At 47.6% G+C, this 24,514-nt stretch carries 19 protein-coding genes; 6 read left to right on the plus strand and 13 right to left on the minus strand.

Translation table 11 applies throughout. From position 1 onward, the window contains the following. The first annotated feature begins 124 nt into the window (after window positions 1-124). Window positions 125-1,534, plus strand: coding sequence for a xanthine dehydrogenase small subunit (gene xdhA, locus LEPBO_RS0107870; RefSeq protein WP_017287005.1), 1,410 nt, complete (start codon window positions 125-127; stop codon window positions 1,532-1,534). Beyond that, entirely contained in the window at window positions 1,531-3,858 is a 2,328-nt protein-coding gene (gene xdhB, locus LEPBO_RS36425) for a xanthine dehydrogenase molybdopterin binding subunit (protein ID WP_017287006.1), read from the plus strand. Before xdhA ends, xdhB begins: the two co-directional genes overlap by 4 nt. Here the strand turns inward: xdhB and LEPBO_RS0107880 are convergent. Next, window positions 3,836-4,861, minus strand: a complete 1,026-nt coding sequence (locus LEPBO_RS0107880; RefSeq protein WP_017287007.1) for a DUF389 domain-containing protein — start codon at window positions 4,859-4,861, stop codon at window positions 3,836-3,838. The genes xdhB and LEPBO_RS0107880 overlap by 23 nt on opposite strands. 231 nt (window positions 4,862-5,092) lie before the next feature. Then, entirely contained in the window at window positions 5,093-6,322 is a 1,230-nt protein-coding gene (locus tag LEPBO_RS0107890; RefSeq protein ID WP_017287009.1) for an LL-diaminopimelate aminotransferase, read from the minus strand. A 170-nt stretch (window positions 6,323-6,492) separates the two neighbouring features. On the opposite strand from LEPBO_RS0107890, the gene mrdA reads away from it, so the two are divergent. Together mrdA and dnaX are read left to right on the plus strand one after the other, a co-directional pair. Continuing rightward, window positions 6,493-8,262 carry a penicillin-binding protein 2 gene (mrdA, locus tag LEPBO_RS0107895; RefSeq protein WP_017287010.1) on the plus strand — a complete coding sequence of 590 codons (1,770 nt, stop codon included), beginning with the start codon at window positions 6,493-6,495 and terminating at the stop codon, window positions 8,260-8,262. A 55-nt stretch (window positions 8,263-8,317) separates the two neighbouring features. Next, complete coding sequence (gene dnaX, locus LEPBO_RS39850) at window positions 8,318-11,704, plus strand: DNA polymerase III subunit gamma/tau (protein WP_144056172.1); 3,387 nt, start codon at window positions 8,318-8,320, stop codon at window positions 11,702-11,704. A 13-nt stretch (window positions 11,705-11,717) separates the two neighbouring features. On the opposite strand, the gene LEPBO_RS0107905 is transcribed toward dnaX, so the two are convergent. From LEPBO_RS0107905 to LEPBO_RS39855, 6 genes are all read right to left on the minus strand, one after another. Next, window positions 11,718-11,996 (minus strand): hypothetical protein, encoded by a 279-nt coding sequence (locus LEPBO_RS0107905; protein ID WP_017287012.1) that lies wholly within the window; start codon window positions 11,994-11,996, stop codon window positions 11,718-11,720. 103 nt (window positions 11,997-12,099) lie between these two features. Continuing rightward, window positions 12,100-13,341 (minus strand): tryptophan synthase subunit beta, encoded by a 1,242-nt coding sequence (gene trpB, locus LEPBO_RS0107910; RefSeq protein WP_026148491.1) that lies wholly within the window; start codon window positions 13,339-13,341, stop codon window positions 12,100-12,102. Between the two features lie 33 nt (window positions 13,342-13,374). Next, window positions 13,375-13,971, minus strand: coding sequence for a hypothetical protein (locus tag LEPBO_RS0107915; protein ID WP_017287014.1), 597 nt, complete (start codon window positions 13,969-13,971; stop codon window positions 13,375-13,377). Between the two features lie 110 nt (window positions 13,972-14,081). After that, window positions 14,082-15,158: a magnesium-protoporphyrin IX monomethyl ester (oxidative) cyclase gene (gene acsF / locus LEPBO_RS0107920; protein WP_017287015.1), complete on the minus strand. Its 1,077-nt coding sequence runs from the start codon at window positions 15,156-15,158 to the stop codon at window positions 14,082-14,084. A gap of 211 nt (window positions 15,159-15,369) precedes the next feature. Next, window positions 15,370-16,158, minus strand: a complete 789-nt coding sequence (locus LEPBO_RS0107925) for a YdcF family protein (protein ID WP_017287016.1) — start codon at window positions 16,156-16,158, stop codon at window positions 15,370-15,372. A 113-nt stretch (window positions 16,159-16,271) separates the two neighbouring features. Then, on the minus strand, window positions 16,272-17,168 hold the full coding sequence (locus tag LEPBO_RS39855) for a glycoside hydrolase family 19 protein (protein WP_017287017.1): 897 nt from the start codon (window positions 17,166-17,168) through the stop codon (window positions 16,272-16,274). A 274-nt stretch (window positions 17,169-17,442) separates the two neighbouring features. Here LEPBO_RS39855 and LEPBO_RS0107935 point away from each other — a divergent pair, with 274 nt between their 5' ends. Next, entirely contained in the window at window positions 17,443-17,631 is a 189-nt protein-coding gene (locus tag LEPBO_RS0107935) for a DUF2949 domain-containing protein (RefSeq protein WP_017287018.1), read from the plus strand. Here the strand turns inward: LEPBO_RS0107935 and ftsE are convergent. Together ftsE and LEPBO_RS0107945 are read right to left on the minus strand one after the other, a co-directional pair. Then, complete coding sequence (gene ftsE, locus LEPBO_RS0107940; protein ID WP_017287019.1) at window positions 17,628-18,356, minus strand: cell division ATP-binding protein FtsE; 729 nt, start codon at window positions 18,354-18,356, stop codon at window positions 17,628-17,630. The genes LEPBO_RS0107935 and ftsE overlap by 4 nt on opposite strands. A gap of 136 nt (window positions 18,357-18,492) precedes the next feature. After that, window positions 18,493-20,142: a mechanosensitive ion channel gene (locus LEPBO_RS0107945; RefSeq protein WP_017287020.1), complete on the minus strand. Its 1,650-nt coding sequence runs from the start codon at window positions 20,140-20,142 to the stop codon at window positions 18,493-18,495. Between the two features lie 488 nt (window positions 20,143-20,630). Between LEPBO_RS0107945 and LEPBO_RS0107950 the strand changes: the two genes are divergently transcribed. Further along, window positions 20,631-21,077: an SRPBCC family protein gene (locus LEPBO_RS0107950; RefSeq protein WP_017287021.1), complete on the plus strand. Its 447-nt coding sequence runs from the start codon at window positions 20,631-20,633 to the stop codon at window positions 21,075-21,077. Window positions 21,078-21,125: 48 nt separating this feature from the next. Here LEPBO_RS0107950 and LEPBO_RS0107955 read toward each other — a convergent pair whose 3' ends face one another. The 3 genes from LEPBO_RS0107955 to lgt all read right to left on the minus strand — a co-directional run bounded on the left by LEPBO_RS0107955 (window position 21,126) and on the right by lgt (window position 24,484). Further along, the gene (locus LEPBO_RS0107955) at window positions 21,126-21,950 is read right to left on the minus strand and encodes a SirB1 family protein (RefSeq protein ID WP_017287022.1); all 825 of its coding nucleotides are present in this window, start codon (window positions 21,948-21,950) and stop codon (window positions 21,126-21,128) included. Between the two features lie 11 nt (window positions 21,951-21,961). Beyond that, a complete protein-coding gene (locus LEPBO_RS0107960) occupies window positions 21,962-23,524 on the minus strand; it encodes an FAD-dependent oxidoreductase (protein ID WP_017287023.1) in 1,563 nt (520 codons plus the stop codon). A gap of 117 nt (window positions 23,525-23,641) precedes the next feature. Then, complete coding sequence (gene lgt / locus LEPBO_RS0107965) at window positions 23,642-24,484, minus strand: prolipoprotein diacylglyceryl transferase (protein ID WP_017287024.1); 843 nt, start codon at window positions 24,482-24,484, stop codon at window positions 23,642-23,644. Window positions 24,485-24,514 lie beyond the last annotated feature (30 nt).

Below are 24,514 nucleotides of genomic sequence, written 5' to 3' on the forward strand. Positions count from 1 at the left end.
GTGGGGAGTGGGGAGATGAAGCAAAATTGTGGATTCAATTCTCAAATCTCCACTCTGCATTCTCCAATCCCCCTATCTCTCAATTCCCCTACTCCCCACTCCCCACCCTCTATCGAAAAAACCCATGACCCATCAGGCTTTAGAGAACCAATTATTTCTCACCCTCAACGGAGAACGAGTTTGCCTCAAGGGTGTTTCGCCATCGATGACTTTGCTGCAATATCTGCACCAGTCGCGGCGGACGGGGACGAAAGAAGGCTGCGGGGACGGTGATTGTGGGGCTTGTACAGTTGCGATCGTGGGTCGCAATCCTGACGGGCAAGCATCTTATCAAGCCGTCAATAGCTGCTTGATTCCGATAGGCGCGATCGCAGGTCGGGAAATTGTCACGGTTGAAGGAATCGCCAACGGAAAGCTTCACCCAGTTCAAGCGGCAATGGTAGAAGCCGGGGGATCTCAATGCGGGTACTGTACACCCGGCTTCATCATGAGTCTGTTTTCTGCTTACTATGACGGTCGAGTGGATGATTTCTCAGTAGAAGGAAATCTTTGTCGCTGTACAGGTTACATTCCGATTCGCAAAGCGGCTCAGAATGTGACGAATGCTCAGCCTTCGGATCAATTCTCAGAGCGATTAGGACAATCTGCATTAGATCTCAGTTCAGTTGCCTATTCCAATCAAACGCAACAGTTCTATCGTCCCACTCAACTCTCAGAAGCATTAGAACTACTACAACAGTATCCAGAAGCAACTTTAGTTGCAGGCGGTACAGACTTAGGCTTGGAAATGAGCCATCATCGGCGATCGTTTCCGATTCTGATTTCGCTAGAAGGTATTCAAGAATTACAGCACATTGAGCAAGATAGTAACCGACTGACTATCGGTGCAGCCGTTCCCCTACATACAATTGAAACAACTCTGAAAGGAGTTTTTCCTAGCCTTGATGAAATGCTGCATTGGTTTGCGGCAAGGCAAGTTCGGAATCGAGCCACAATCGGCGGAAATATTGGCACTGCTTCACCGATTGGAGACTTACCTCCGGTTTTACTCGCTTTAGATGCAGAATTGACGATCGCGAATTTAGCCGAAACTCGAACGATTCCTTTATCTGACTTCTTCAAAGGCTATCGTCAAACGGATCTCAAACCCGGTGAAATCATTGTTTCTATTAGCATTCCGAAATCAATTCACGGAGTCAAACGCCTCAGCCAATCCTACAAGATTGGCAAACGCGGAACCGATGACATTAGCATTGTTGCTGCTGCTTTCGTAATTGATGTAGATCAAAACAACACCATTGTTCATGCTCGACTAGGATATGGGGGTGTCGCAGCAACTCCAATTCGAGCGATCGAGGTTGAAAATCTGCTGATCGGTCAGCCTTGGACAATCGAAACGATTCAACAAGTCAAACCCGCTTTACGAGAAAGCTTTACCCCTTTAACTGACTTCCGAGGAAGCGCTGCATATCGCAAGCTGTTGGTCGCGAACTTATTAGAAAAATTCTTTGTAGAAATGGAGGAGCTATCATGAGCGTCGGTAAACATAAGCCTCATGAGAGTGCAGAACTGCATGTGACGGGAAAAGCAATTTACACCGATGAGCAACGTCCTCCACTGGGAATGCTTTCGGTTTATCCAGTCATTGCTCCTCACGCAAAAGCAAAAATTCTCAGCATTGATACGTCTAAAGCTGCTGAAGTCGAAGGCTTTGTCACAGTGCTCACGGCTGAAGATGTTCCAGGTCGGAACAATACAGGCGTGATTGTTCAAGATGAAGTGCTATTTCCAACCGAGGAAATTAGCTATTGGGGACAAGCAGTGGTTTGGGCAGTCGGCGAAACTGAGGAAGCAGCACGCCTAGCAGCCTCGAAAGTCACGATCGACTATGAGCCACTTGAACCCATTTTGAGCATCAAAGATGCGATCTCTCACCACAGCTTTCACTCAAAAGCACATCCCGTCAAACGCGGCAATGTTCAAACCGCACTCGAAAACTCTGCTTTTACTTTGAGCGGCGAAGTGTCCGTGAATGGACAAGATCACTTTTATCTGGAAACTCAAACTAGTTGGGTGATTCCTGATGGGGAAGGGAACTATCAAGTTTATTCTTCGACTCAGCATCCAACAGAAACTCAAGTCATTATTGGTCGAGTCTTGAATCTTCCCTCGAATCAAATTACTGTGACTTGTATTCGTATGGGTGGAGCCTTTGGTGGGAAAGAATCTCAGGCGAATCCTTACGCTGCGATCGCAGCAATTGCTGCCCATAAAACAGGTCGTCCGGTGCGCGTGAAACTAAAGCGATCGCACGATATGACTTTAACTGGAAAGCGTCACGGCTTTCTCGGAATCTATCAAGTCGGGTTTAGTGAAACTGGAAAAATTATGGCACTAGACGTTGATCTCTATGCAGATGGAGGCTGGAGTTTAGATCTCTCTCCGCCTGTGTTACTTCGAGCAATGCTGCACGTTGATAATGCTTACTACATTCCAGATGTTGAAGTTCGAGGTGCAATTGCTAAAACGAATAAAGTCTCAAACACTGCCTATCGAGGCTTTGGTGGGCCTCAAGGTATGATTGTGATTGAGGATATTGTCGATCGCATTGCTCGAACTCTGAATCTGCCACCTGAGCTTGTTCGTGAACGCAATTTTTACTACGGTTCGGATGAGACAAATACGACGCATTACGGGCAAGAACTCTTTGATAATCGCCTCGATCGCGTTTGGAGCGAAGTGCAAGCCAATGCGAATTTTGCAGAGCGAAAAATTGCGATCGCAGAGTTCAACCAAGCTCATCGCTACAAAAAACGTGGCATTGCCATCACTCCCGTCAAGTTCGGAATTTCATTTAATAAAACCCAATACAACCAAGCAGGCGCACTCATTCACATCTATACCGATGGCAGTATTCAACTGAATCACGGCGGCACCGAAATGGGGCAAGGTTTACACACGAAAATGCTCCAAGTTGCCGCATCTTCGCTCGGGGTGAAGCTCGATCGCTTTCGCATGATGAATACCAGTACAGATAAAGTTCCAAACTCCTCTGCCACAGCCGCTTCTAGTGGTTCTGATCTCAATGGTCAAGCGATTAAAAATGCTTGTGAAACTTTAAAGGCTCGCCTTGCTAATGTGGCGATCCAACTTCTCGACCTAGATACACCAGAAGATCTGGTCTTTGAAGATGATTGGATTTACTGTCGGAGCTATCCAAGTGCGAGAGTCAGCTTTGCAGAAGTGGTCGATCGAGCTTATAACGCTCGCGTTTCTCTTTCTGCAACAGGTTACTACCGCACTCCCAACATTCATTGGAATCCCGAAACTTGTACAGGCAGACCGTTTTACTATTTTGCTTACGGTGCTGCGGTCAGCGAAGTAGAAGTCGATGGCTTTACTGGGACTTACAAGCTGCGTCAAGTTGATATTGTGCATGATGTGGGTGAATCGCTAAACCCACTCGTCGATCGTGGTCAAGTTGAAGGCGGATTCGTTCAAGGAATGGGCTGGCTAACGATGGAAGAGCTAGTCTGGGATGAGCAAGGACGACTTCGCACCGATGCGCCAAGTACTTATAAAATTCCAACGATTTGCGAGATTCCAGAAGCTTTTAATGTTCACTTGCTCAAACGTGCTGCTCAAGATGGAGTGATCTATGGCAGTAAAGCTGTAGGTGAGCCGCCGTTTATGTTAGCCATGTCCGTGAGAGAAGCCATTCGAGCCGCGATCGCTGCCTTTGGTCAGACCGATACGGTTTCCTTACCGTCACCTGCGACTCCTGAAACCGTCTTATGGGCGATCGAATCCGTGCGAACCCATTCAAGCCAAGAAGTCACCGTCTCTTCTGAGGCGTAGAGTTAGAGGGGTTTGGTTGCCCTCGAACTTCTTCAATTTGACTCGCCGAAAAAATCAGCGTGAATTGCCGTCCCATTTCTCGCTGAATAAACTGTTCCAATAACTGCACCTGATTCGGTGTGATTTCTCCTCTTGAGCGCACACTCAAATACACTTCGGGCGGTGTCGTCAACCAATTCGTTTGAATATTGAGCAGTTCCATGCGTTGAAACGTGACCGTGCGATTGAGTAACGCCCGTTCAAGACTCATTTCGAGCTGTGCTTGACGTACCAATCGTGCAAAGCTGACTCCCAAAGGAAGCAGCAAAACAGAGGTCAGCACCAGCATCCAAATCAGAGCTTTCCGAGCACGTTTGAATGGAGCATATCCAATCAGCAAGAACGTTAGCGCACAAGAGAGCGCAATGCCCAGTAGATTAGTCAAATAGAGCAGAGTTGCGCCGAGACTGAGAGAACTATTCGTCTGCGCAAGTCCTAACCCAATCGTACATACCGGAGGCATTAGTGCAACGGCGATCGCGGTTCCTGCCAGAGTTCCAGAAATTCTCGGTTCTGCCTTAGCGTAGGCACTAATTGCCCCGGCGACCACGGCGACCCCCAAATCTAAAAGGGTCGGTCGCGATCGAGCAAGCACTTCACTTCCATAGCTCGGTAATCCAACCATCAGTCCTAGCAGCAAAGACATCAGCAAGGCTAAAAGCGTCCCGACAATCACTGCGATCGCACCCTTGCGAAATAGCTCTAAGTCTCCTGACAAAGCACCAAAAGCAATTCCGCGAATCGGTAACATCAAGGGAGCAATAATCATCGCGCCAATAATCACAGCCGCACTGTTTGAAAGCAACCCAAAAGTCGCGATCGCGCAGGAACCCATGATCAGAATGAGGTAATGCAGACTGAGTGTTGATTCGTCGAGCAATTCTGTCTGCACTTGCTGAATCCGATTCGGATGTCCTTTTTTCTTTCTAAACCTGGAGAAGCGATTGCGAATGTTAATGATCACGAGCTGATTCCTCCACTAAACAATCGAGCAGCACCAATGCACTCCCAAATTGATAAATTGATTTGAGGAGACAAATTTCCACCGCCTTCGGTTGGTCAAGCTGTTTTCCCAACTCCTTGTTCAAAAGTAGCAAGAGATCCCCCTACATTCCGCTTTCCTCTCAAACAAAGAGGAATTAAGGAAGAGTGAGATCTCTCGCAACCACAAATTCAGTTCGATCGACAACTTGTGCTAAAACTTCGCCGTAATCCGCTTCATTGCCTCAATCACATTCTCGCGACTGTTAAACGCTGAGATGCGGAAATAGCCTTCACCTGCCGCCCCAAAACCTGAGCCGGGAGTTCCAACCACATTACATACATCCAGCAACTTATCGAAGAAATCCCAACTCGATAATCCATTCGGAGTCTTCACCCACACATAAGGCGCATTCACTCCACCATACACAGACAGACCTGCTGCCGTGAGTTGTTCCCGAATGATCTTGGCATTTTCTAAGTAGAAATTGACTAAGGTCTTCGTCTGGGCTTGACCAGCTTCCGAGTAAACCGCTTCTGCACCGCGCTGAACAATGTAAGATACGCCGTTGAATTTAGTCGATTGCCGACGATTCCAGAGTTTCCACAATTCGACATCTGAGCCATCAGCTGCTTTTGCCGTCAAAGTTTTGGGCACCACGGTAAACGCGCATCGGGTTCCGGTAAAGCCCGCATTCTTCGAGAACGATCGAAATTCGATCGCACAATCACGCGCGCCTTCAATTTCATAAATCGATCGCGGCAGACTCTCATCGGTCACAAAGGCTTCATAAGCTGCATCAAAGAAAATGATCGTGCCATTTGCCTTCGCATAATCCACCCAAGCTTTCAGATACTCTTTTGTCGCTGTTGCACCCGTTGGATTATTCGGAAAGCAGAGATAGACTAAATCCACTTTCTGAGACGGAATCTCAGCCGTGAAGTTATTCTCAGCCGAAATCGGCAAATAAACGAGTCCAGCATATTCGCCTTTCTCATTCGCGTCTCCGGTATTCCCTGCCATCACATTCGTATCGACGTACACAGGGTAAACCGGATCAGTGACCGCGATCGTATTGCCTTTACCAAAAATTTCCAAAATGTTTCCGGTATCGCACTTCGAGCCATCCGATACGAAGATCTCAGAGGCATCAATCTCACAGCCGCGCGCCTGAAAATCGTGTTTCGCAATTTTCTCTCTGAGCCATTCATATCCCTGCTCAGGTCCATAGCCTTTGAAGAGACCACGATCGCCCATATCTTCCACCGCTTGAATCATGGCGGTTCGACAGGCTTCCGGTAAAGGCTCAGTCACATCTCCAATGCCTAAGCGAATAATTGGAGCATCCGGATTCGCCTGAGCGAAAGCATTGACCCGGCGGGCAATTTCGGGGAACAGATAGCCTGCTTTCAGCTTCAAATAATTGTCGTTAACGGTGGCCATGTCGATTAAGTTAAATCAGGTTCAGCCCACTATTATCGTTGATTGTTCGCTTAAATCTCCGGAGCGTATCAAATCGCACTTGAAATCTCTGAAGGAGACTTGTCGGAGAACTCCGTAGTCGCAAAGTTTCTGTTACAGTAATTTCGATCCATTGAATTCGTCTTGACCTTATGGCAAACCTTTCCGTCTCTGCCAGTTCTTGGGTAAATAAAGCGCGATCGCAACGGTCTTTCCGAGCGGTGATCTTGTTTATGCTTGCCAGTGGTTTGATGAGTATCTGTGGTTTCCGGTTAGCATATTTACAACTGGTCGAAGGCAGCCGCAACCGTCAACTGGCTGACCAGAACCGAATTCGATCCATTTCGATCGTGGCAGATCGGGGAAATTTAATCGATCGCAAAGGTACGCCGATCGTCGTGAATCGACTGTCACGATCGGTCTATCTCTATCCACGCGAGCAAACCAAAGAGCAATGGCAGGTTTCGGCTGAGAAAATTAGCCAACTTTTAGAGATTCCCAAAGAAGAAATTCTTAAAAAACTAGAAGCGGTTCAATATAAATCAGTGGCTCCGGTCAGAATTTTGCGCGGCATTGACGAGAAGAAATACACCGCAATTAACGAAATCGGGCAGATTCGCGGCTTAGAAGTGCAAGCTGAATCAACTCGACAATATCCGTTTGGCAGCCTAGCAGCCCATGTTTTAGGGTACATCGGTGAAGCAACCGCAGAAGATCTCAAAGCGCATCCTGAATTTCCCAATGGCATGTTAGTCGGACAAATGGGAATTGAGCGCATTCAGGATGCAGTACTCCGTGGAACCTGGGGAAATCGACTCATCGAAGTCGATTCGACCGGCAGAGAGCTAAAAATGCTAGGAACTCAACAGCCTGTGGCAGGGCAGCCGTTACAACTCACGTTAGATGTAAAACTTCAACAAGCCGCAGAACGAGCATTAGGCGGTCGGCGCGGCGCGGTCGTGGTTCTCGATGTCAAAACAGGAAGCGTGTTGACAATGGCCAGCGGACCAACGTTTGACCCCAACATGTTTACGCGCAAAATTAGCCAGAAAGCTTGGGATGAATTGCAAAAGAAAGAGCATCCTTTCTTAAATCGTGCCCTGCAAGGCTATCCACCCGGTAGTACCTTCAAAATTGTCACGGCAATGGCAGCCATGAAATCCGGTAAGTTCAATGCAACTTCGATGCTGCCGACCTACAGCGCTATGAACATTGGCGGCACACTGTTCCACGAGCACGGCGATGCAAGCTATGGCACAATCGGGTTTAAGGATGCTCTAGCAGTCAGTAGTAATTCATTCTTCTACCAACTCGGCATGTCAATTGGCCCTGAAGCGATCGCGCAGTGGGGTGGTAAATTTGGCGTGGGCACGACTTCGACGATGGGTTTAGATGGGGCAAGTCATGGCATGATTCCGACCCCAAAGGAGAAGGAAAAGGTTTTTAACGAGCAGTGGTATGTCGGGGATACAGTCAGTACCTCGATCGGGCAAGGCATGGTGCAGATGACCCCACTCGAGATGGCAGTCATGGTGTCAACGGTGGCAAATGGGGGCAAGCGCATCAAGCCGCACTTATTTGCCCATCAGACTTATCAGCCGAATATGCAACCTGAATCGCTCGCATTTGACCCTGCTGCTTTGAAAGTTCTGCAAGAGGGATTAATTGCGGTTGTGCAAGCTGGAACGGCTCAGAGCTTGAATGATGGCTCGATTCCACTCACAGCAGGGAAGACTGGAACGGCGGAAGTGCAGGGGCAAGAAGATAACTCGATGTATGTCGGCTATGGTCCAGCGAATAATCCGCAGATCGCAGTTGCCGTAGTGGTTGAAAATGGGGGGTATGGTGCGACTGCTGCAGTTCCCATTGCCCATGAAATCTATAAAGCGTTCTTCGGTGTGACGAAACCCAAAGCCGAATAAACTCAAATTCACGATCGCTTGGTAGGATCAATCAGTCGATTTGCTGATTGATCCTGTGACCTATATTCCCCTGCATCATAAATACCGTCCCCAAACGTTCTCGCAACTTGTGGGTCAAGAAGCGATCGCGACAACGCTCTCGAATGCGCTGCTGCAAAATCGAATCGCCCCCGCCTATCTCTTCACTGGCGCACGCGGTACGGGCAAAACCTCTAGCGCCCGAATCTTTGCAAAATCTCTCAATTGCATTGCAGCGAATGCTCCAACTGACAATCCTTGTGGCGTTTGTCAAACCTGCCAAGAAATTACGAGGGGAAATGCTTTAGATGTCATTGAAATCGATGCTGCCAGTAATACTGGCGTTGATAACATTCGTGAATTAATAGAACGTGCTCAATTTGCCCCAGTGCAATGTCGCTACAAAGTCTATGTCATTGATGAATGTCTAACAGGGGACACACTGGTTAAAACAGATCAAGGGCTGACTCGAATTGATGATCCAACATTAGTTGGCAAGCAAGTTTTAAGCTACAACGATAAAACCGGAACCTGGGAATACAAGAAAGTTCTGAACTGGTTTGACCAAGGCAGCCGCCAAGTGTTCGTGATTAAAACAAAAAGCAGTACAATCAAATGTACTGGTAATCATTTAATCCGGACAACCCAAGGATGGATCTCAGCAAGCAACCTGAAGCCTGGGATGCAGATTCTATCCCCACAAAACGAGCAAAAGCAGCTACACAGCCAGAAATCGACGCATTCAGACCTCTCTGTGCCTGCGGCTGTGGTGAGCTTCTCATCATCCCAACCAGCTTTCTCAAAAACGCTGCCAGTCTCTCTACTTACCAAAAATATTGGAAACAGTACCCCTACAAACGGCATCATCGACTCAAGCCCACACCCTATCAAGCCAAGTTGGAACAGTTGGAGTCAATGCGCCCTCTATGCGCCTGCGGATGTGGCGAACGCTTGGACATTCCAACGATCGCAGAACATCTCAGCGTTACCTATATCCAAAAGTACTGGCAAAAACACCCGACTAAACAGAATCATCGAATTGTTCAATCCATTCCTGAGCGGATTGCTGAGTTGGAAGCTTCACGACCTCTCTGTGCCTGCGGATGTGGCAAACTCTTGGACATTCCAACCCACTTTTTCACCCGCTCCCATCCAGTTAACGCCCAGACTGTTCAAAAGCATTGGCAGAAGCATCCTTACCGACAAGGGCACGGAATCTGGAACACCCGCACCGAAAGCGATTTGGAAGCATTTGAGACATTGGATGCAAAATGCTTGGGACTTATTTATGGAACTTTACTGGGAGATAGTTCAATTACTTACCCCAACTCCCATAGTCGCTTTCCCAGGCTTACCTTCATCCATTCAGAGCAACAAAAAGAATGGCTGGAACACAAAGCACAGCGACTGGCACAATTGCACCCTACAACCTGGTCTGCTCCCAATATGGGATATTCCAGCGGAAAGACAGCATTCTACTGCCGTACAGCTTGCCATCCTCAACTTCGAGAAGTGTGTGCAGTGGTTAAGCCTGAACCTTCAGGAAAGAAAACAGTTACACAAGACTGGCTCAATCAAGTTACTTCAGAAGGATTGGCTTGGTGGTACATGGATGATGGATCGCTTAGTATTACCAGTACCAACAGCCCGTCGATTAGACTCCACACGCAAAGATTCTCGATCGAAGAAAACCAACTCTTGGTTGCATGGCTCAACGATTGGGGATATGCTGCAAAGCTTCACTATGCCCGCAAAGCCGAAAAACGCTACCCATACATTTACATGGGTGCAAGAGCCACTCGTCAATGGATCTCTGACCTCAAAGCTTTCTCAATCCCAGCAATGGCATACAAGTTTAGAGCCAATTGAGTCGATCGAGTTAGGAGAGCTTGAACCCGTCTACGATATCGAAGTCGAAGATAATCACAACTTTGTAGCAAACGGGCTATTAGTCCATAATTGCCACATGCTGACTTCAGCTTCCTTTAACGCACTGCTGAAGACTTTAGAGGAGCCGCCAGAACAGGTTGTTTTTGTTCTAGCGACTACTGATCCACAACGCGTGTTACCAACAATCATCTCTCGCTGTCAGCGATTCGACTTTCGGCGGATTCCGCTCGACAGCATGGTTAAACATCTCAAAACCATTGCGCAAAAAGAACAAATCGCGATCGCAGAGGATGCAATTTATCTAATCTCACAAATCTCGCAAGGGGGCTTACGCGATGCCGAAAGTTTGCTCGATCAATTGAGTCTCTTATCGGGCGATATTACTGTTGAGCGAGTGTGGGATCTCGTCGGTGCTGTGCCAGAGCGCGATTTGATGGCACTGATTGCAGCGATCGCGCAAAATCAGCCTGAAACTGTGCTGGATACGACCCGGAGATTAATGGATCGCGGACGAGAACCACTCATCGTGCTACAAAACCTAGCAGGCTTTTATCGCGATCTGCTCATTGCAAAAACGGCTCCGAGTCGTGGAGATTTAGTCGCAATGACTGCACCAACTTGGGCGCAATTGTGCGAATTTGCTAAATCGATGTCGATCGCAACGATTCTTGCTGGACAACAACGCCTTAAAGAAAGCGAAGTTCAACTGAGAAACTCAACTCAGCCGCGTCTTTGGTTAGAAGTAACTCTAATGGGACTCTTGTCTGCATCGACCAGCACCGTTCCAAGCCAGCCGATTACTCCATCTATAAAAGCAAGCGTCTCCAAACCGATTGCAAACCCTAGCATTTCCAAGCCGATCGCAGAACCGATTGCAGAACCGATTGAACCTGTTCAACCTGTTGTAGAACCAGAGCCAGAGCCTGTACAGGCAGTGCAACCTCGTGAACCTGAAAGTGCTGATGGGGATCTCGATCGCTTATGGCAAACGATCATCAGCAAAGTTCAACCCTTTGGAACCCAGGCACTCTTCAAGCAGCATGGCACGCTTCTCTCATACAATGGCGATGCGATTCAAATCGGCATTCCTGAAAAGCTGTTACCGATGGCACAGAGCCGATCAAAGAGCATCTTAGCCGCATTAACGAAGACCTTTGAAAAAGAGATCAAGCTCAGCTTAGTCATTGCCCCTACTTTGGATACACCGACTGCTCCACTTCCTGAATCAAAAGTTGAGGAACCGCCTAAACCGACTGTATCTAAACCGACTTCACCTAGCCCTGCTCCACCGCAGCCCATTGTTGAAGCCCCGATAGAAGAGCCTCCTCAAGATGTTCCTCTGTCTAGGGCAGATTGGGATGAAGACGAAGTGACTCGTGCAGCAAGAATCCTAGCAGAAGCATTTAATGGTGAATTGATCGATGCCGAAGAGCCAGAAATCGAGATACTTGAAACAGCAGAGCAATCCCTCGCTGCGGACGCTGCACCCTTAGAAGAGGTCGAAGAAGAGGACGATGATGATACTCCGTTCTAACATTTCCCCAACTCTATTGTTCCTTGGGCTTATCCGCTCCAGGTAATCCAGACGGAGTGTAAACAACATCAGTAGCATTGATTCGTCCCAGAATCGTTACTCCAGAGGTTGCTAGAACAACAACAATCTGAGAAATGCCATTCGGATCAATTTTTCCAGTGTTTTGATAGGTTTCGATGTTTTTAGCAACTGCAGGTGAGATAGCAGCGATCGCAGTCAAAACCGCCCCCCAAAACGTGGTGCTTTGAAAGATGCTCTTTTGGGGAGCGCTAGAAGAGTGATTCATTTGCATGATGATGCTCTGTAGATGGTAGTGATTACATCACCTCTACAGAGCATCGCTACGGAGAGCGGATATTACCCTTTCGGGTAATTTATAGCGAGCACAGAAAGCTCTAAGGATTGAGCATCTTCGAGACGGTCAAAACATCCTTGTCGCCCCGTCCCGAGCAGTTAATCACAATCCGAGGACTGCCCGAAAGCTGAGGACAAAGGGTTTCGAGATATGCGATCGCGTGAGAAGTTTCCAGTGCCGGAATAATCCCTTCTAACTGCGACAATCTTTGAAACGCATCCAACGCTTGCTGATCCGTCACGCCATAGTACTCAGCCCGACCTGCTTCCATCAAAAAGCTATGCTCAGGACCAACACCCGGATAGTCTAAGCCCGCACTAATCGAATGCGGTTCAATCACCTGACCATCCTCATCTTGCAGCAAATAGCTCATCGCACCATGCAAGACCCCGACTCTACCCGCCGTTAAGGTCGCTGCATGTTTGCCACTCGGAACACCATGACCTGCGGCTTCGATGCCAATCATTCGCACACTCAAATCAGGGATAAATTCATGGAACAGTCCCATCGCATTCGAGCCGCCGCCGACACAAGCCATGAGAATATCAGGCAGCCCACCCCATTTTTCTTGGCATTGCGATCGCGTTTCTTGTCCGATCATCGCATGGAAATCTCGAACGATCATCGGATAGGGATGTGGCCCTGCGACTGATCCTAAAATGTAATGGGTCGTCTCGACATTCGTCACCCAGTCGCGAATCGCTTCTGAAGTTGCATCTTTCAGGGTTCCTGTTCCTGATTCAACCGGGCAAACTTCCGCACCCATCAAGCGCATTCTAAACACATTTAGCGATTGACGTTCCATATCGTGAACGCCCATGTAAATAATGCACTTCAACCCAAACCGCGCACAAACGGTTGCCGTTGCCACACCATGCTGACCTGCTCCGGTTTCAGCAATAATGCGCTGTTTGCCCATCCGTTTTGCGAGGAGCGCTTGCGCGATCGCGTTGTTGATCTTATGTGCGCCTGTGTGATTCAAATCTTCGCGCTTGAGATAAATCTGTGCGCCTGTGCCATCGGGACGGGCATAATGCTGGGTCAAGCGTTCTGCAAAATAAAGCGGACTGGGACGACCGACATAATCTTTGAGTAACCCTTGAAGTTCGGCTTGAAACTGCGGATCTTGACTGTACTGCTGGTACGCAGCTTCGAGTTCTGCCAAGGCGGGCATCAAGGTTTCCGGCACATACTTGCCGCCGAATTTACCAAATCTGCCGAGTTTGTCCGGACGGTTTTCAATCGAAACAGAGCGATTAGGAGGAAGCGGAGTAGTAGTCACGAGTCGCACAATTCAAATCAGAACTTCTTTATCTTAAGGCATCCATTCGAGTCCAATTCCAAATCGGCTCTCTTTACGATCGCGCGAATTCTGTTTCTGGATGTCCGTTGAAAGCCTCAAATTATGCGTCAACGCATAGCCAATCGATAAAGTGGTGAGTCCTGTTTCTTCTACGCTAAAGGGAGCCACCCAACTTTGAGTCAAACTGATATCTGCTCCTCCTCCACGCGACAGCACAAATAACGCTCTGACTCCTAAATTTGCGCCTTCCGCTGTCTCTAAATGTCGATATCCAACTGTCGGCGCGACATTGATATAACTGCCGAGTGGACGCACATAGTAGTGGAGATCGGCTCCCCAATTTGAGGCTCGATAGTTCGCGCTGGTAGTGAAATTTGTGCGATCGAGTCGCAAATCTTCTACACCAATGTATAGCTCAGACGCATAACCAACTCGATATCGTGTCCGAAAACTCGGATCATTGCGAATTTTGTCTGCTAAATTTGGCACTTGTTTTTGCCAACGCTGTAGCACCGGGCTGTTTTGAATCACGGTCGGATCGAGGTCAAGTTCTGCTGCAAATCCAGGCGATCCGCTCAGAATCATCAACCCAATAATTGAGGCTTTCATCGTCAATGCTCATGTCTCACTCCTAACATTGAAGCGAAAATTCTGGGTAGGTTTCCATAGAAAAAGCGGCTCCATGATGGAACCGCTCCTGACCAAGGGGTTTTAGATGTCTAGCGAACTTGACCGTGGGTTGTCGTCATATCAATCGGCTTAATGAAGTACAACTTCGCAAGTTGCACACCGTTTGAGATGTAGTAAGGCAATTTCTTCAGGGTCTTCACAAATTTCGGAGCATTCGTGCTGTCGATCGCTCTTAAGTTCTCGTTGTTCTTCACGCAAGTTTCTAAACGTGGGTAGAACTCCGGATGCTGAACGTTGAGAATAATCGGGAACACGCGACCTGCGGTTTCGTTGGTTTTCTCAATCACGGTGTACTCAAATTCGCGCGTATTTAGCCCGATTGCTTCATAGAAGTCGGTACGCTGAATATCATTCAAGTACATGGTTGCAAACACCGACAGCAAGAAGAACCGACACCACAGTTTCGCTTTCCAATCGTTCAAGAACTGGGGCTGAGTCCGCATCAAAGCATCAAAGAAGTCACCATGACGGTTCTCGTCCTGACACCAGTTGTCGAAGAACTTGAAAATCGGATAGAGCCGATCTTCAGGGTGAGCATTCAGATGATGGAAGATTGTGATGTACCGCCAGTAGCCGATCTTCTCAGACAAGTAGGTGGCGTAGAAGATGAACTTCGGCTTGAAGAAGGTGTACTTGCGGCTCTTGGTCAAAAAGCCCAAGTCAAGCGAGAGATTGAAGTCGGATAAAGCTTTGTTCAGAAATCCAGCGTGACGCGCTTCATCACGGGACATCAGCTCAAATCCTTCTGCCAGGAGAGGATTGCGGTCTTTGAGTTTGCGCGAGAGTTCTTTGTACAGCAAGAAGCCGGAGAATTCAGCCGTGCAAGAGCGCTCTAGGAATTCGACAAAGACTTTGCGGGTTTCACCATCAATGTGATCCCAGGATTGCTCAAATTCTTGATCGCGCACGAAGTGGTGACGATTGTAGTCATTGCGCAATTCTGCCACGAGTGCTTCAAATTCTTCCTCATTGACAGACAGATCCATCTGCGCCATTTCGTCAAAGTCGGTGGTGTAGAAGCGCGGCGTGAGAATGGTTTCTTTCGCTGGAACTTTGATTCCGGGGCGCAGTTCTTCAAAGCCTGGTTTTTTAAGAGAATCTACCATGAGTTTTACGATCGCGCAGTGTGGTTCATGTGCGGTGCGTGGATCTGATAAACGGTTTTACCATCAGCATTCCACGACTTTTTTACGTCTCCTAGTCTACCAAGCTTCCCGCAATGCTTCTCCACAGTTTTATTAAGAGTTGCAACGAGTCTTTACAATTTGGAACATTGGTTAAGGGGTAGGGAGGTGGGGAGTGGATTTCCCCACCTCTTTAAGCCCATCCCCGCAATCGATAGACAAAAATCCCCAGATATTCTTTCAGCGCCCGCGTTGTTCGCCGCATCTGATCTGCATCTGGGAAGAAATCGAGAATGGTCGCTTCTATCTTCGATTGAGATGCTTGATCCATCTGGAGTGCTATGTAATCGGTTGGAGCAGCGATCGCATCAATTCCTAGTTTTCTGAAAATCATCATGGCGCGGGGCATGTGCATAGCAGAAGTCACGAGCAGGATTTTTTGAATCTTTTGCGCTTTCATGATCTCTAATGAATTTACGGCGTTCTCTCTAGTGTTGAGTGAATTCGGTTCGAGTAGCATTGCCGATCGCGGAACGCCCATCGTTTCCATTAACACTGCCATATCTTCTGCTTCAGACGAACTACTCGGTCGCCAATCGATGCGTCCGCCGCTGAGGATAATTCGAGAAGCTTTTTGATCTCGATACAGTTTTGCGCCGTACAGCACACGATCGCTTTCTTCTTTCAGTTCAATCCACGGGCGCGGCGGAATTGCTGATTCAGTTGCACCACCGAGAACCACGATCGCGTCAGCCGTCGGAATTTGTTGCGGCAAGTATTGAAATTCTAAGGATTGAACGATCGCGTTGCTGACCGAGGCATTCGAGCTGAGAAACAAAATTAATCCGGTAAGCGTAACCGGAATGAGGGCAAGTCGCGATCGCTTTTTCCAAAGTAGAACCAGCGTAATCAACAGGAGAATGCAACTCAACCCCAACGGATAAAGGAAGATTGGCAGCAGTTTGGAGAGAAATAAAAACATAAGGATGCGCTTGAGACGCAGACATTCTATCGTGCCATCGCATCCGCTCAGATCACAAAAGACCTCAAATCGGGCGTTTCGACTCAGGTATACGTCCGATTTGACCTTTTGCCTTACACGTTCAACACTTTCTTCGCAATTTCCAAATAATATTGTCGATCGGCAAACCCATTCAATCCACCATTGATCGTCCGAGTCACAGTCTCCACATCATCGCGATCGGCAAACTTGTTGATTTCATGTTTCGACCAAAACCAGCCTGCACTCAAACAAGCTAAATCATGCTCAGCTAAGCGAGTCGGAGTCTCAATCAAATTCACACCTAGCGCTAACCCGCACGCTTCATAATTGGCACGACCCGTAATCTGAATCAGCCCTCTTCCTTTGAACCGACGACCATCTCCAGGATGAACATTCCCCAAATCTTCGCGACCTTCTAGATAATCACCGAGATCGATCTCTTCCAAGTAATTGAACGAACCCGATTCATGAATCAACTGCGCGAGAAAATGTGCCTGCCGCATGGGAGTCGAAATCTCATACTCCGCCATCGTCAGCAGTAAATGAGGAAAGAGCGAAGTCAGTTGATGAGTATCCGCATACGGTGCAATCTTTAATAAATGATTGAGCGTAATCGCAGGCAGCGGCGTTTCAGGAAAAATCTCAGCATAAGGATTCTGAGTCGTGCGCGCAGGCAGATTGAGAATCGATCGCAAAGCTGCATCCACCATTTGATCTTGCGGTTGAAACTCTGCACCCTTGATATTCACAATCAACTGTCTTAAGCGGTTCACTGTCTTCACCCGTGCCCCACTGACCGATTCATTCGGAAAACTACCTTGATAAGGCGCACGATCGCTTGGACGTGCCGGAAGGTTACTCAACTGGCGTAGCAGCGTATCCACATGAGCATCGATCGGCTGTAAATCTTGGCTCGTCATGCTAAATAAGACTTGCTGCAAGCGATCAGCAGCTTGTTTTCTCCAAATGATCAGTTGAGGTGATGACATGCTTAAAGTCCCTGAGAAAATCAATGGTTAAGTTTCAACAAGTTCTAATAATCTTGCTGAAACTATTTGGTTTACTCAGATTGGACAAAGATTAGATTTGAAAAGTCGGTAATTTCGGGCAACTCCCCTACCTCTCTCAATACATCTCCGTAATTTCAGGGATAGAGGTTTCTCTCTGTTCAATTCCAAAAATCCTCACCTTTAGGATGATCTATGGATTGTAAGAAACTGTTTACATAAGTTAAATTGATTTTCATAAATGGGTAGCTGCACGATGGAAGCGAAACGATCAAAATTAATTGAATTTCTCAAAACTGAACTGGCTCTGCCCAATTCAGCGATCGATTTGGCGGTACGTCATAGCCAAATCGACACCGAACCCTTGCCGATGATTCTCTGGCAATATGGCTTAGTCACCTTAAACCAGTTAGATCAGATTTTTGATTGGCTAGAAAAGGCTTAACGCTCTCGATATAATCTGCCACCACGGATTTGCACGACTGGATGGTTTGCCATCCGAATCAGATTTTCATCGTGAGTCGTCACCAGCACAGTAATGCCAATCTGATTTAGCTTCTTCAAAATTTTAATCACCTGCCACGAATTATCCGGGTCAAGATTTCCAGTTGGCTCATCGGCTAAGAGAATCGGAGGTGTACCCACGATCGCACGGGCAATGCTTACCCGTTGCTGCTCTCCACCGGACAGTTCTTCAGGAAAACAATCGGCTTTGTGAACGAGTCCCACCATCTTCAAAGCGGGCTGTAAACGGCGTTGAATTTCACCTCGTGAATAGCCTTGCGCCCACAGCACGAACGAAATATTCTCTGCCACGGTTCGGCGCGGAATCAATTTGTAATCCTGAAACACAACGCCAATGCGTCGCCGCAAGAACGCAAGTTTGTTGCCTTTTAAGCGGGCAGGATTCTCGCGATCGATTAAAACTTCCCCGTCTGAAGGACGCTCAGCCCCGTAGAGCAACTTAAGAAGCGTCGATTTCCCAGAGCCAGACGGTCCTGTAATAAATAAAAAATCACCTTTGTTGACAGACAAAGAGATTCCAGTCAGCGCTGGACTGCCATTCGCGTAAGTTTTACTCACTTGACGCAATTGAATCAGCGCTTCGGTCGATTGAGAAGCATCGATTTCACGGGTAGGGGATTGAGGCGAATTCAGGACAGGAGCCATAGAATTTGGCACGGGAAATCAACTCCATTCTTGTACACCTGAAGCCGATGTGATCCCTCCGTGAAATCTCGGGATCGCCCAAAAAAAACGCCGGGTTAGATCCCCGACGCAGTTCTATTTCGCTTTGGCTCAAGTTTTAATTTTTAAAGCTTCTCAGCCAATCCCGGAGTTGCTCGCTTGCAACATCCCGACCGCCAAGCCCAAATGCGATCGCAATTGCAACCGCGATCGCGCCCAGCAGCAGTCCAAACGCCAAATTGACAATGTTCGATGCGATCCCCATTTGCTGAAGCGCCATCGCGGCAACTAAGCCAATAATCGCAATTCGAGCCGTTTGACCTAATAATTTAGCTTGCCGACTTCCCGAACTGGTAATCAAGCTATAAGCCAAATTCGCAAGGTATAGCCCTACAGCAAAGACTGCCAACCCTGCTAGAATCCGTCCGAAAATCACCAAAATTCCGGACAAGATCGCGGTCAATGCTGGAATATTCAGCACATCAACTGCGGCAACGGTCGCTAGCAGCATGATACCGACTAAGATCACTACCCCTGCAATCTCAGAGGGGCTACGCAACCCGGTTGGCTGATCGGGCTGAAGCATGGTTTCGCCCGTTTGAAATTCGGTGTCAAAGCGATCAGGGGCAACGGTCGGAGTCGTTGGAGACGCTTGCAACCCAAGCCAGTAAAAGAGATTATCAAATCCAATACTGGCGAGAATGCCTGAAGCCAAATCGCTGATGAATTTACCCACCACATAAGCTACTGCCAAAATTGCCGCCGCTGTAAAGACTAATGGCAACGCATTCAATACTTGATTCAGCATTGCAGTTGCAGGTGCCGAAATTGCCGGAATACTCAGGGCATCTAAGGCTGCGGTGATCGTGGGAATCAAGATCAGAACATACACGATCGTTCCGAGCAACCAGGACAAAGATTGCCCGCCTCGCGCTCGGTTGAGTCCCATTCTTGCGCCAATTTGATCCGTTCCGGTTGCTGCCAGTAAGTTCGTGACAATGCCGCGAACAGTTCGCGCCAAGAACCAGCCAACGACCCCAATGACAGCCGCCTTAATAATGTTGGGAAGCGCGCCTAAGATGTCATTCAACAAGTTTTGGACGGGCTGAAGCGGGCCTTGAAGATTCAAAACACCCAAAATCAGCGGTAAGAAAAATAGGAAAACAAACCAGTAAACTGCATTTCCTAAGGTATCGCTGAGCCGAAAAGGGCTAGCTTCTAAAGTGGAATCCTCTGGATCAGAGATTTTCTCATCTAGCCCAAATGATTCTGAGGTACGCACCACGATCGTTTTTGCCAAAGTTGCCACCACCCAGGCGACACCTGCTAAAAGTGCAGCCGCACCTAACTGAGGCAGAAACGCAAAAATCTGATTGAGGAAATTGTTGAGTGGTTGTGAAACGGTATTCAGACCGAGCACATTTAATGCAGCCACCAATGCCAGGATCGTGATAATCCAAAACACGATCGATGCAATGAGTTTTTCAACTTTAAAGTCGGCTCTAGTGCGACCGCCAGACATCCAATTTGCAAGCTGATCGTCTAGAGTCGTCCGTTTCAAGAGTCCACGAACAATACTCGAAACAAAAGCGGCAATAATAATACCGAGCAGGAAGATGATTAATGCCCCGCCCCATTTCACGAGAATATCGCCAATATTGACCCCAAAGACTACTAAATATGGAGCCTCTCCAGGCGGAGGAAGTTGAGCTAGGATTTGGTCGCCCATGAGTAGCTGCGCTCCCCCAAACTGATAAGTTTCATTCATGGTCTTTTGATAAACCCCTTTCGCTTACAAAAAAGCGTTGTTTGAGCGCTTTTGTATGATGCTTACAACTGTGCAATCTAGATAAGAGTAAGTGGCTTGACCGTTCAAAATAACCTTGCGAAGTCAATCGTAAAATTACTGAAATATCTCGCACAACTTATCATTTCATCCAAAAATTTACAGTTGCACTCCTAAGATTACTCGTATCTCTCACTGGAGAAAAGCTCTCAGAAACACTTTTTTGAATTTTCCATAAAGTCTTCAAGCCTTGTATGAACAAATAAGCTTGAATTGATAAGTCCGTATGTATCCTACGAATGCTGACTCGCATCCTCACGGCAGAGTATCCCATTCTAGAAATCGGGGGATCTTCCCTCTCTGGAAAGAGATAATGCAGGTCAGCATTTTTTTAGGTTTAGTTAAGAATTAATCTCAAGGCACAATTCGTTTGCCATGATCAATTTCATGGACTGTTGGGGGAGCGAAAAATGGGAGTGCCGCAGGTTTTTGAGCAGTCGATTTTGATTCAGGCGAGCGCAACGGATGTGGAGCGTTGTTTTACGGATTTGAATCTGATGCATCGCTGGTTAAATCCGGCTCTGCGCTGTGAACCGATCGAAGCTTGGTCTACGGACTTGGGCAGTCAGAGCCGTTTTGTTGTGCAGATACCGCTGTTGCGCCCGACGCTGAAGAATGTGGTAGTTGAGCGGCAGCCGGGACTGGTTGTATGGCAGTTTGAGGGATTTTTTAAGGGTCGCGATCGCTGGGAGTGTCAGCCGGAAGCGAAGGGAACAAGATTGTTGAATCAGTTTGAGTTTGAGATTCCGAATCCGATCGTGCGCTTTGGGTTTAATCAGTTTGCAGCGAAGTGGACACAGGAGGATATGGAAGCTCAATTGAGGCGATTGAAGCAGGTCGCAGAGTCATTGAATTAACTTGGGCGTTTGCAGTTCAGCCTGCTCCATCTGCCAGTTCGCTCGACTTCAATCGCTCTCAATTTGATCAAGCAATTGCTGAATCAAATCGCGATCGTTCGCCGCTGGCACTTGATCGAGATAACCCTCTAAATCCTGCCGCGCCTCAATCCAGCGATGCGTTTGAAAATAAATGATGCCGCGATCGCGCAATTCATACGCCGCATCTGGAAACAGAATTAGAATCCGCTCAATCATCGCCAGACATTTCTCAATCTTGCCCTGATTGAGATAAATGCCTTTCAAATTCGTCAACATTCGCGCGAGAAATTGCCTAGGGGAGACTGCTTCTAGAAATTGAGGACGCATTTCAACCGGCTGTCCTGCCAATTGATTTAATCGTTCCTGGCAATCTTGAGGGAATAGAATTTCTCCGTTGTGGAACGCATCGACAAAGATCTCCATCTCCTCATTCACAGCCGGACGAATCAGAAAATGCCCTGGCATCCCGATCCCGACCATCGGAAATTCGATCCGCTCCGCGATCGCTAAATACAACAATGCCAGCGAAATCGGGATTCCGGTTCGACGATCAATGACATCGTTTAAGAAGCTATTACAGGGATCGTAGTAGTCTTCAGAATTACCTGAAAATCCTAAATCCTCATATAAATATCGATTAATCGTCTGAATGATTTTGAGCGGATAGGGTTCTTCTGGCAGGCGGGCATGAACTTCCGCAGCCATGCGATCGATCTCAGTTAAATACTTCTCAATTTCTAAATTTGGATATTCCTCTTGAGCGATGTATAAAGCTGCTTTCTCAAGGTTAATTTTCTCGTCATCTTGACGTACCTCTTGATAAAACCGCTGCCGAGCTAACGAGAATTCCATCACTAAGATCCTTAATCAGTTACGTAATCTTTTCCTGAGCCAAATTGCCACGCTTCAACTCGTCGATGCCAGGTATAGTGCTGCGCTGGCGGGAGTTTGGCAATCCAGGGGTGAAAAGATTGGGAAATCGAATAGAGAACGGTATAAGTTGCCAAATTGAAATAGTGCAACATCCAATCTAGCAAAGCGAAAATTCCAACATGGGGAATGATTTTTAACACTAAGCCAGGATGGAGAATTCCGGTCTTCAGTAAGGTTTGAGAAAGTGGGACAAACTGAACCACATCTTGTAAAAAGGGCTTCAAAACTGGCTCTCCCGATCGCTGCATTTCTCCAAAGACAGTGTTCAACAATTGATTGATCTGATCTGGATCAATGTTCTGATTCACTCCGACACTCATCGATCGTTGAAATAACCAAGTGACCGACAAATTAGGCTGATACGGTTGCAGCAAAGACAGAGCCGAATGATTTAGCATTTCATATCGTAGCGCTTCATCGATACCATTGGTTAAGCGCACTAGATGCCGCACCATTGCCCCAAATCCGCCAAAACTCAGAGGAGACTGACTTCCACTACTATCTCCAACAGGCAAAATTCGATCCCATTTCAAGTGCAAGGGACTGTTCTGATAGCAAGGAAAAAATCCAAATGGCGCGCGCACAAATTCTAATTGTTCAAGCTGAATGTTTTGATAGTCAGGCAGCAGATTCAGATAGTCCTCGAATAAATCTTCTAAAGAAAAGCGATCGCGATTTGCATCTAGATAAGTGAATAGATACGTTGTTCTGCCATCTCGTGCGGGAAAAGCTTCCCAAAAGTACTGACATTGCTTCTGAATCGGCGTAAAAGACGCAATCAGATCGCCTGATTCATTCTGCTCAAATCCTTTTGCACAAGTCCCAACAACTAAGCAAACTCCATCTGGTTTTTGTCCCTGTCTCGCTTGCTGAACGATCGGGGAAAAATGCCCCATTGCATCTAGCATCAGTCGGGCATTGAGCGATCGATTAACACAAACCCCATTCGCACAAATTTCTACGCTCTCAAAAGGCGTGTTCTCCAACAAAGTTCCGCCATGCCGCAGAAAAACTTGCTTCAACGTTTCTAGCAAGTAGACCGGATCAACGCCGATATTCAGCACATCCTGCACAAAGATATTCGAGCCTTCTGCAAAGCTGACTCGAACCGGATTAAATTGAGTTGCGATCGCGGTTTCTAGCTCGGTCTCGCTTAACAATCCTAATTCCAGAAATGCTGCTAATTCTTTGCGCGAAATATTCCATTCTTGCTCGCGTCCTTTCAAAGTTCCGCGTTCGATCAGGGCAACTCGCCAGCCTTTCAAAACGAGCGCTGCACCTAATAAAATTCCAAGCGTTCCGCCCGCGATGAGCACATCGTATTCAATTTCTAAAGTGCGCTCAGTCGGGCTATACCCGTCGGCACTCGTCTGTACCACGTTCGGAACTGCGATCGCATCTTCACGCAAAGCCTTCCATAGTGCATCGACCCGACGTAATCCTTCTAATGGATTGCCTGGAGTTTTCGCAAGAATTTGTTCAGTAAGCGACATGAATGAGCAACAAATTGAGTTTTCCGGATTGGCTTTGTTCGCTGGAGGAAACAGCAATGGTAGATGCACCCTGACTTAATTCCCTAGAGGCAAGCCCTCTAGGGTTTTTTATGAGCATTATCGAGTCGGTTGCGAATCCGGATTTGGATCATCCACCACATCGGGGAGCGATCGCTTCATCCCATACAGCCAGAACAATCCAATCGCCCCGATCGCAATTCCTGTCAAACTGACCACTTGAGCCATTCTCAAAAAGCCCAACATCAAGCTATCAGTTCGCAGTCCCTCAATCCAAAACCGCCCCGAACTATACGCAACCATATACGTTAAAAAAAGCGTTCCAACCTTTAACCGAGACCCTTTGAAAAACAGGAACATCAGCAACGCAAAAACGCCTAAATTCCAAAGGGACTCATACAAAAAGGTCGGATGATAGTACGCAACATTCTCTAATCCCGGCGGACGGCGATCGAGCGGGATGAATAGCTTCCAAGGTAAATCCGTCGGACTACCAAAGGCTTCCGAATTAAAGAAATTTCCCCAACGCCCGATCGCTTGTCCCAAAATCAGTGACGGTGCAACCAAATCTGCCAATTGCCAAAACGAAATCTTTTTCACGCGCGCGAAAATCAAAGCCGCGATTGCGCCACCCAAGATCGCGCCATGAATCGCAATCCCGCCTTGCCAAATCGCAATCATCGAAGCCGGATTCCCGACATAATCGCGCCACTGAAAAATCACGTAATACAAGCGAGCACTCGGAATCGCAGCAAGCACTAGCCAAATCGCTAAATCACTCAGTAATTCTGGATTCACCTGCCGTCGCGATGCCAAGTATTGAGACAAATTCACCCCAATCAGCACTGCCGATGCGATGAGCACTCCGTACCAGCGAATCGAAAGCGGCCCAATTTGAAATCCAATTCCTGGCGAAGTAAATTCAGCGAGTAAAGGCAACATAAACGCAATTCATCCGAAGTGGCACTAATC

The sequence above is a fragment of the Leptolyngbya boryana PCC 6306 genome, from assembly GCF_000353285.1.
Taxonomy (GTDB): Bacteria; Cyanobacteriota; Cyanobacteriia; order Leptolyngbyales; family Leptolyngbyaceae; genus Leptolyngbya; species Leptolyngbya boryana.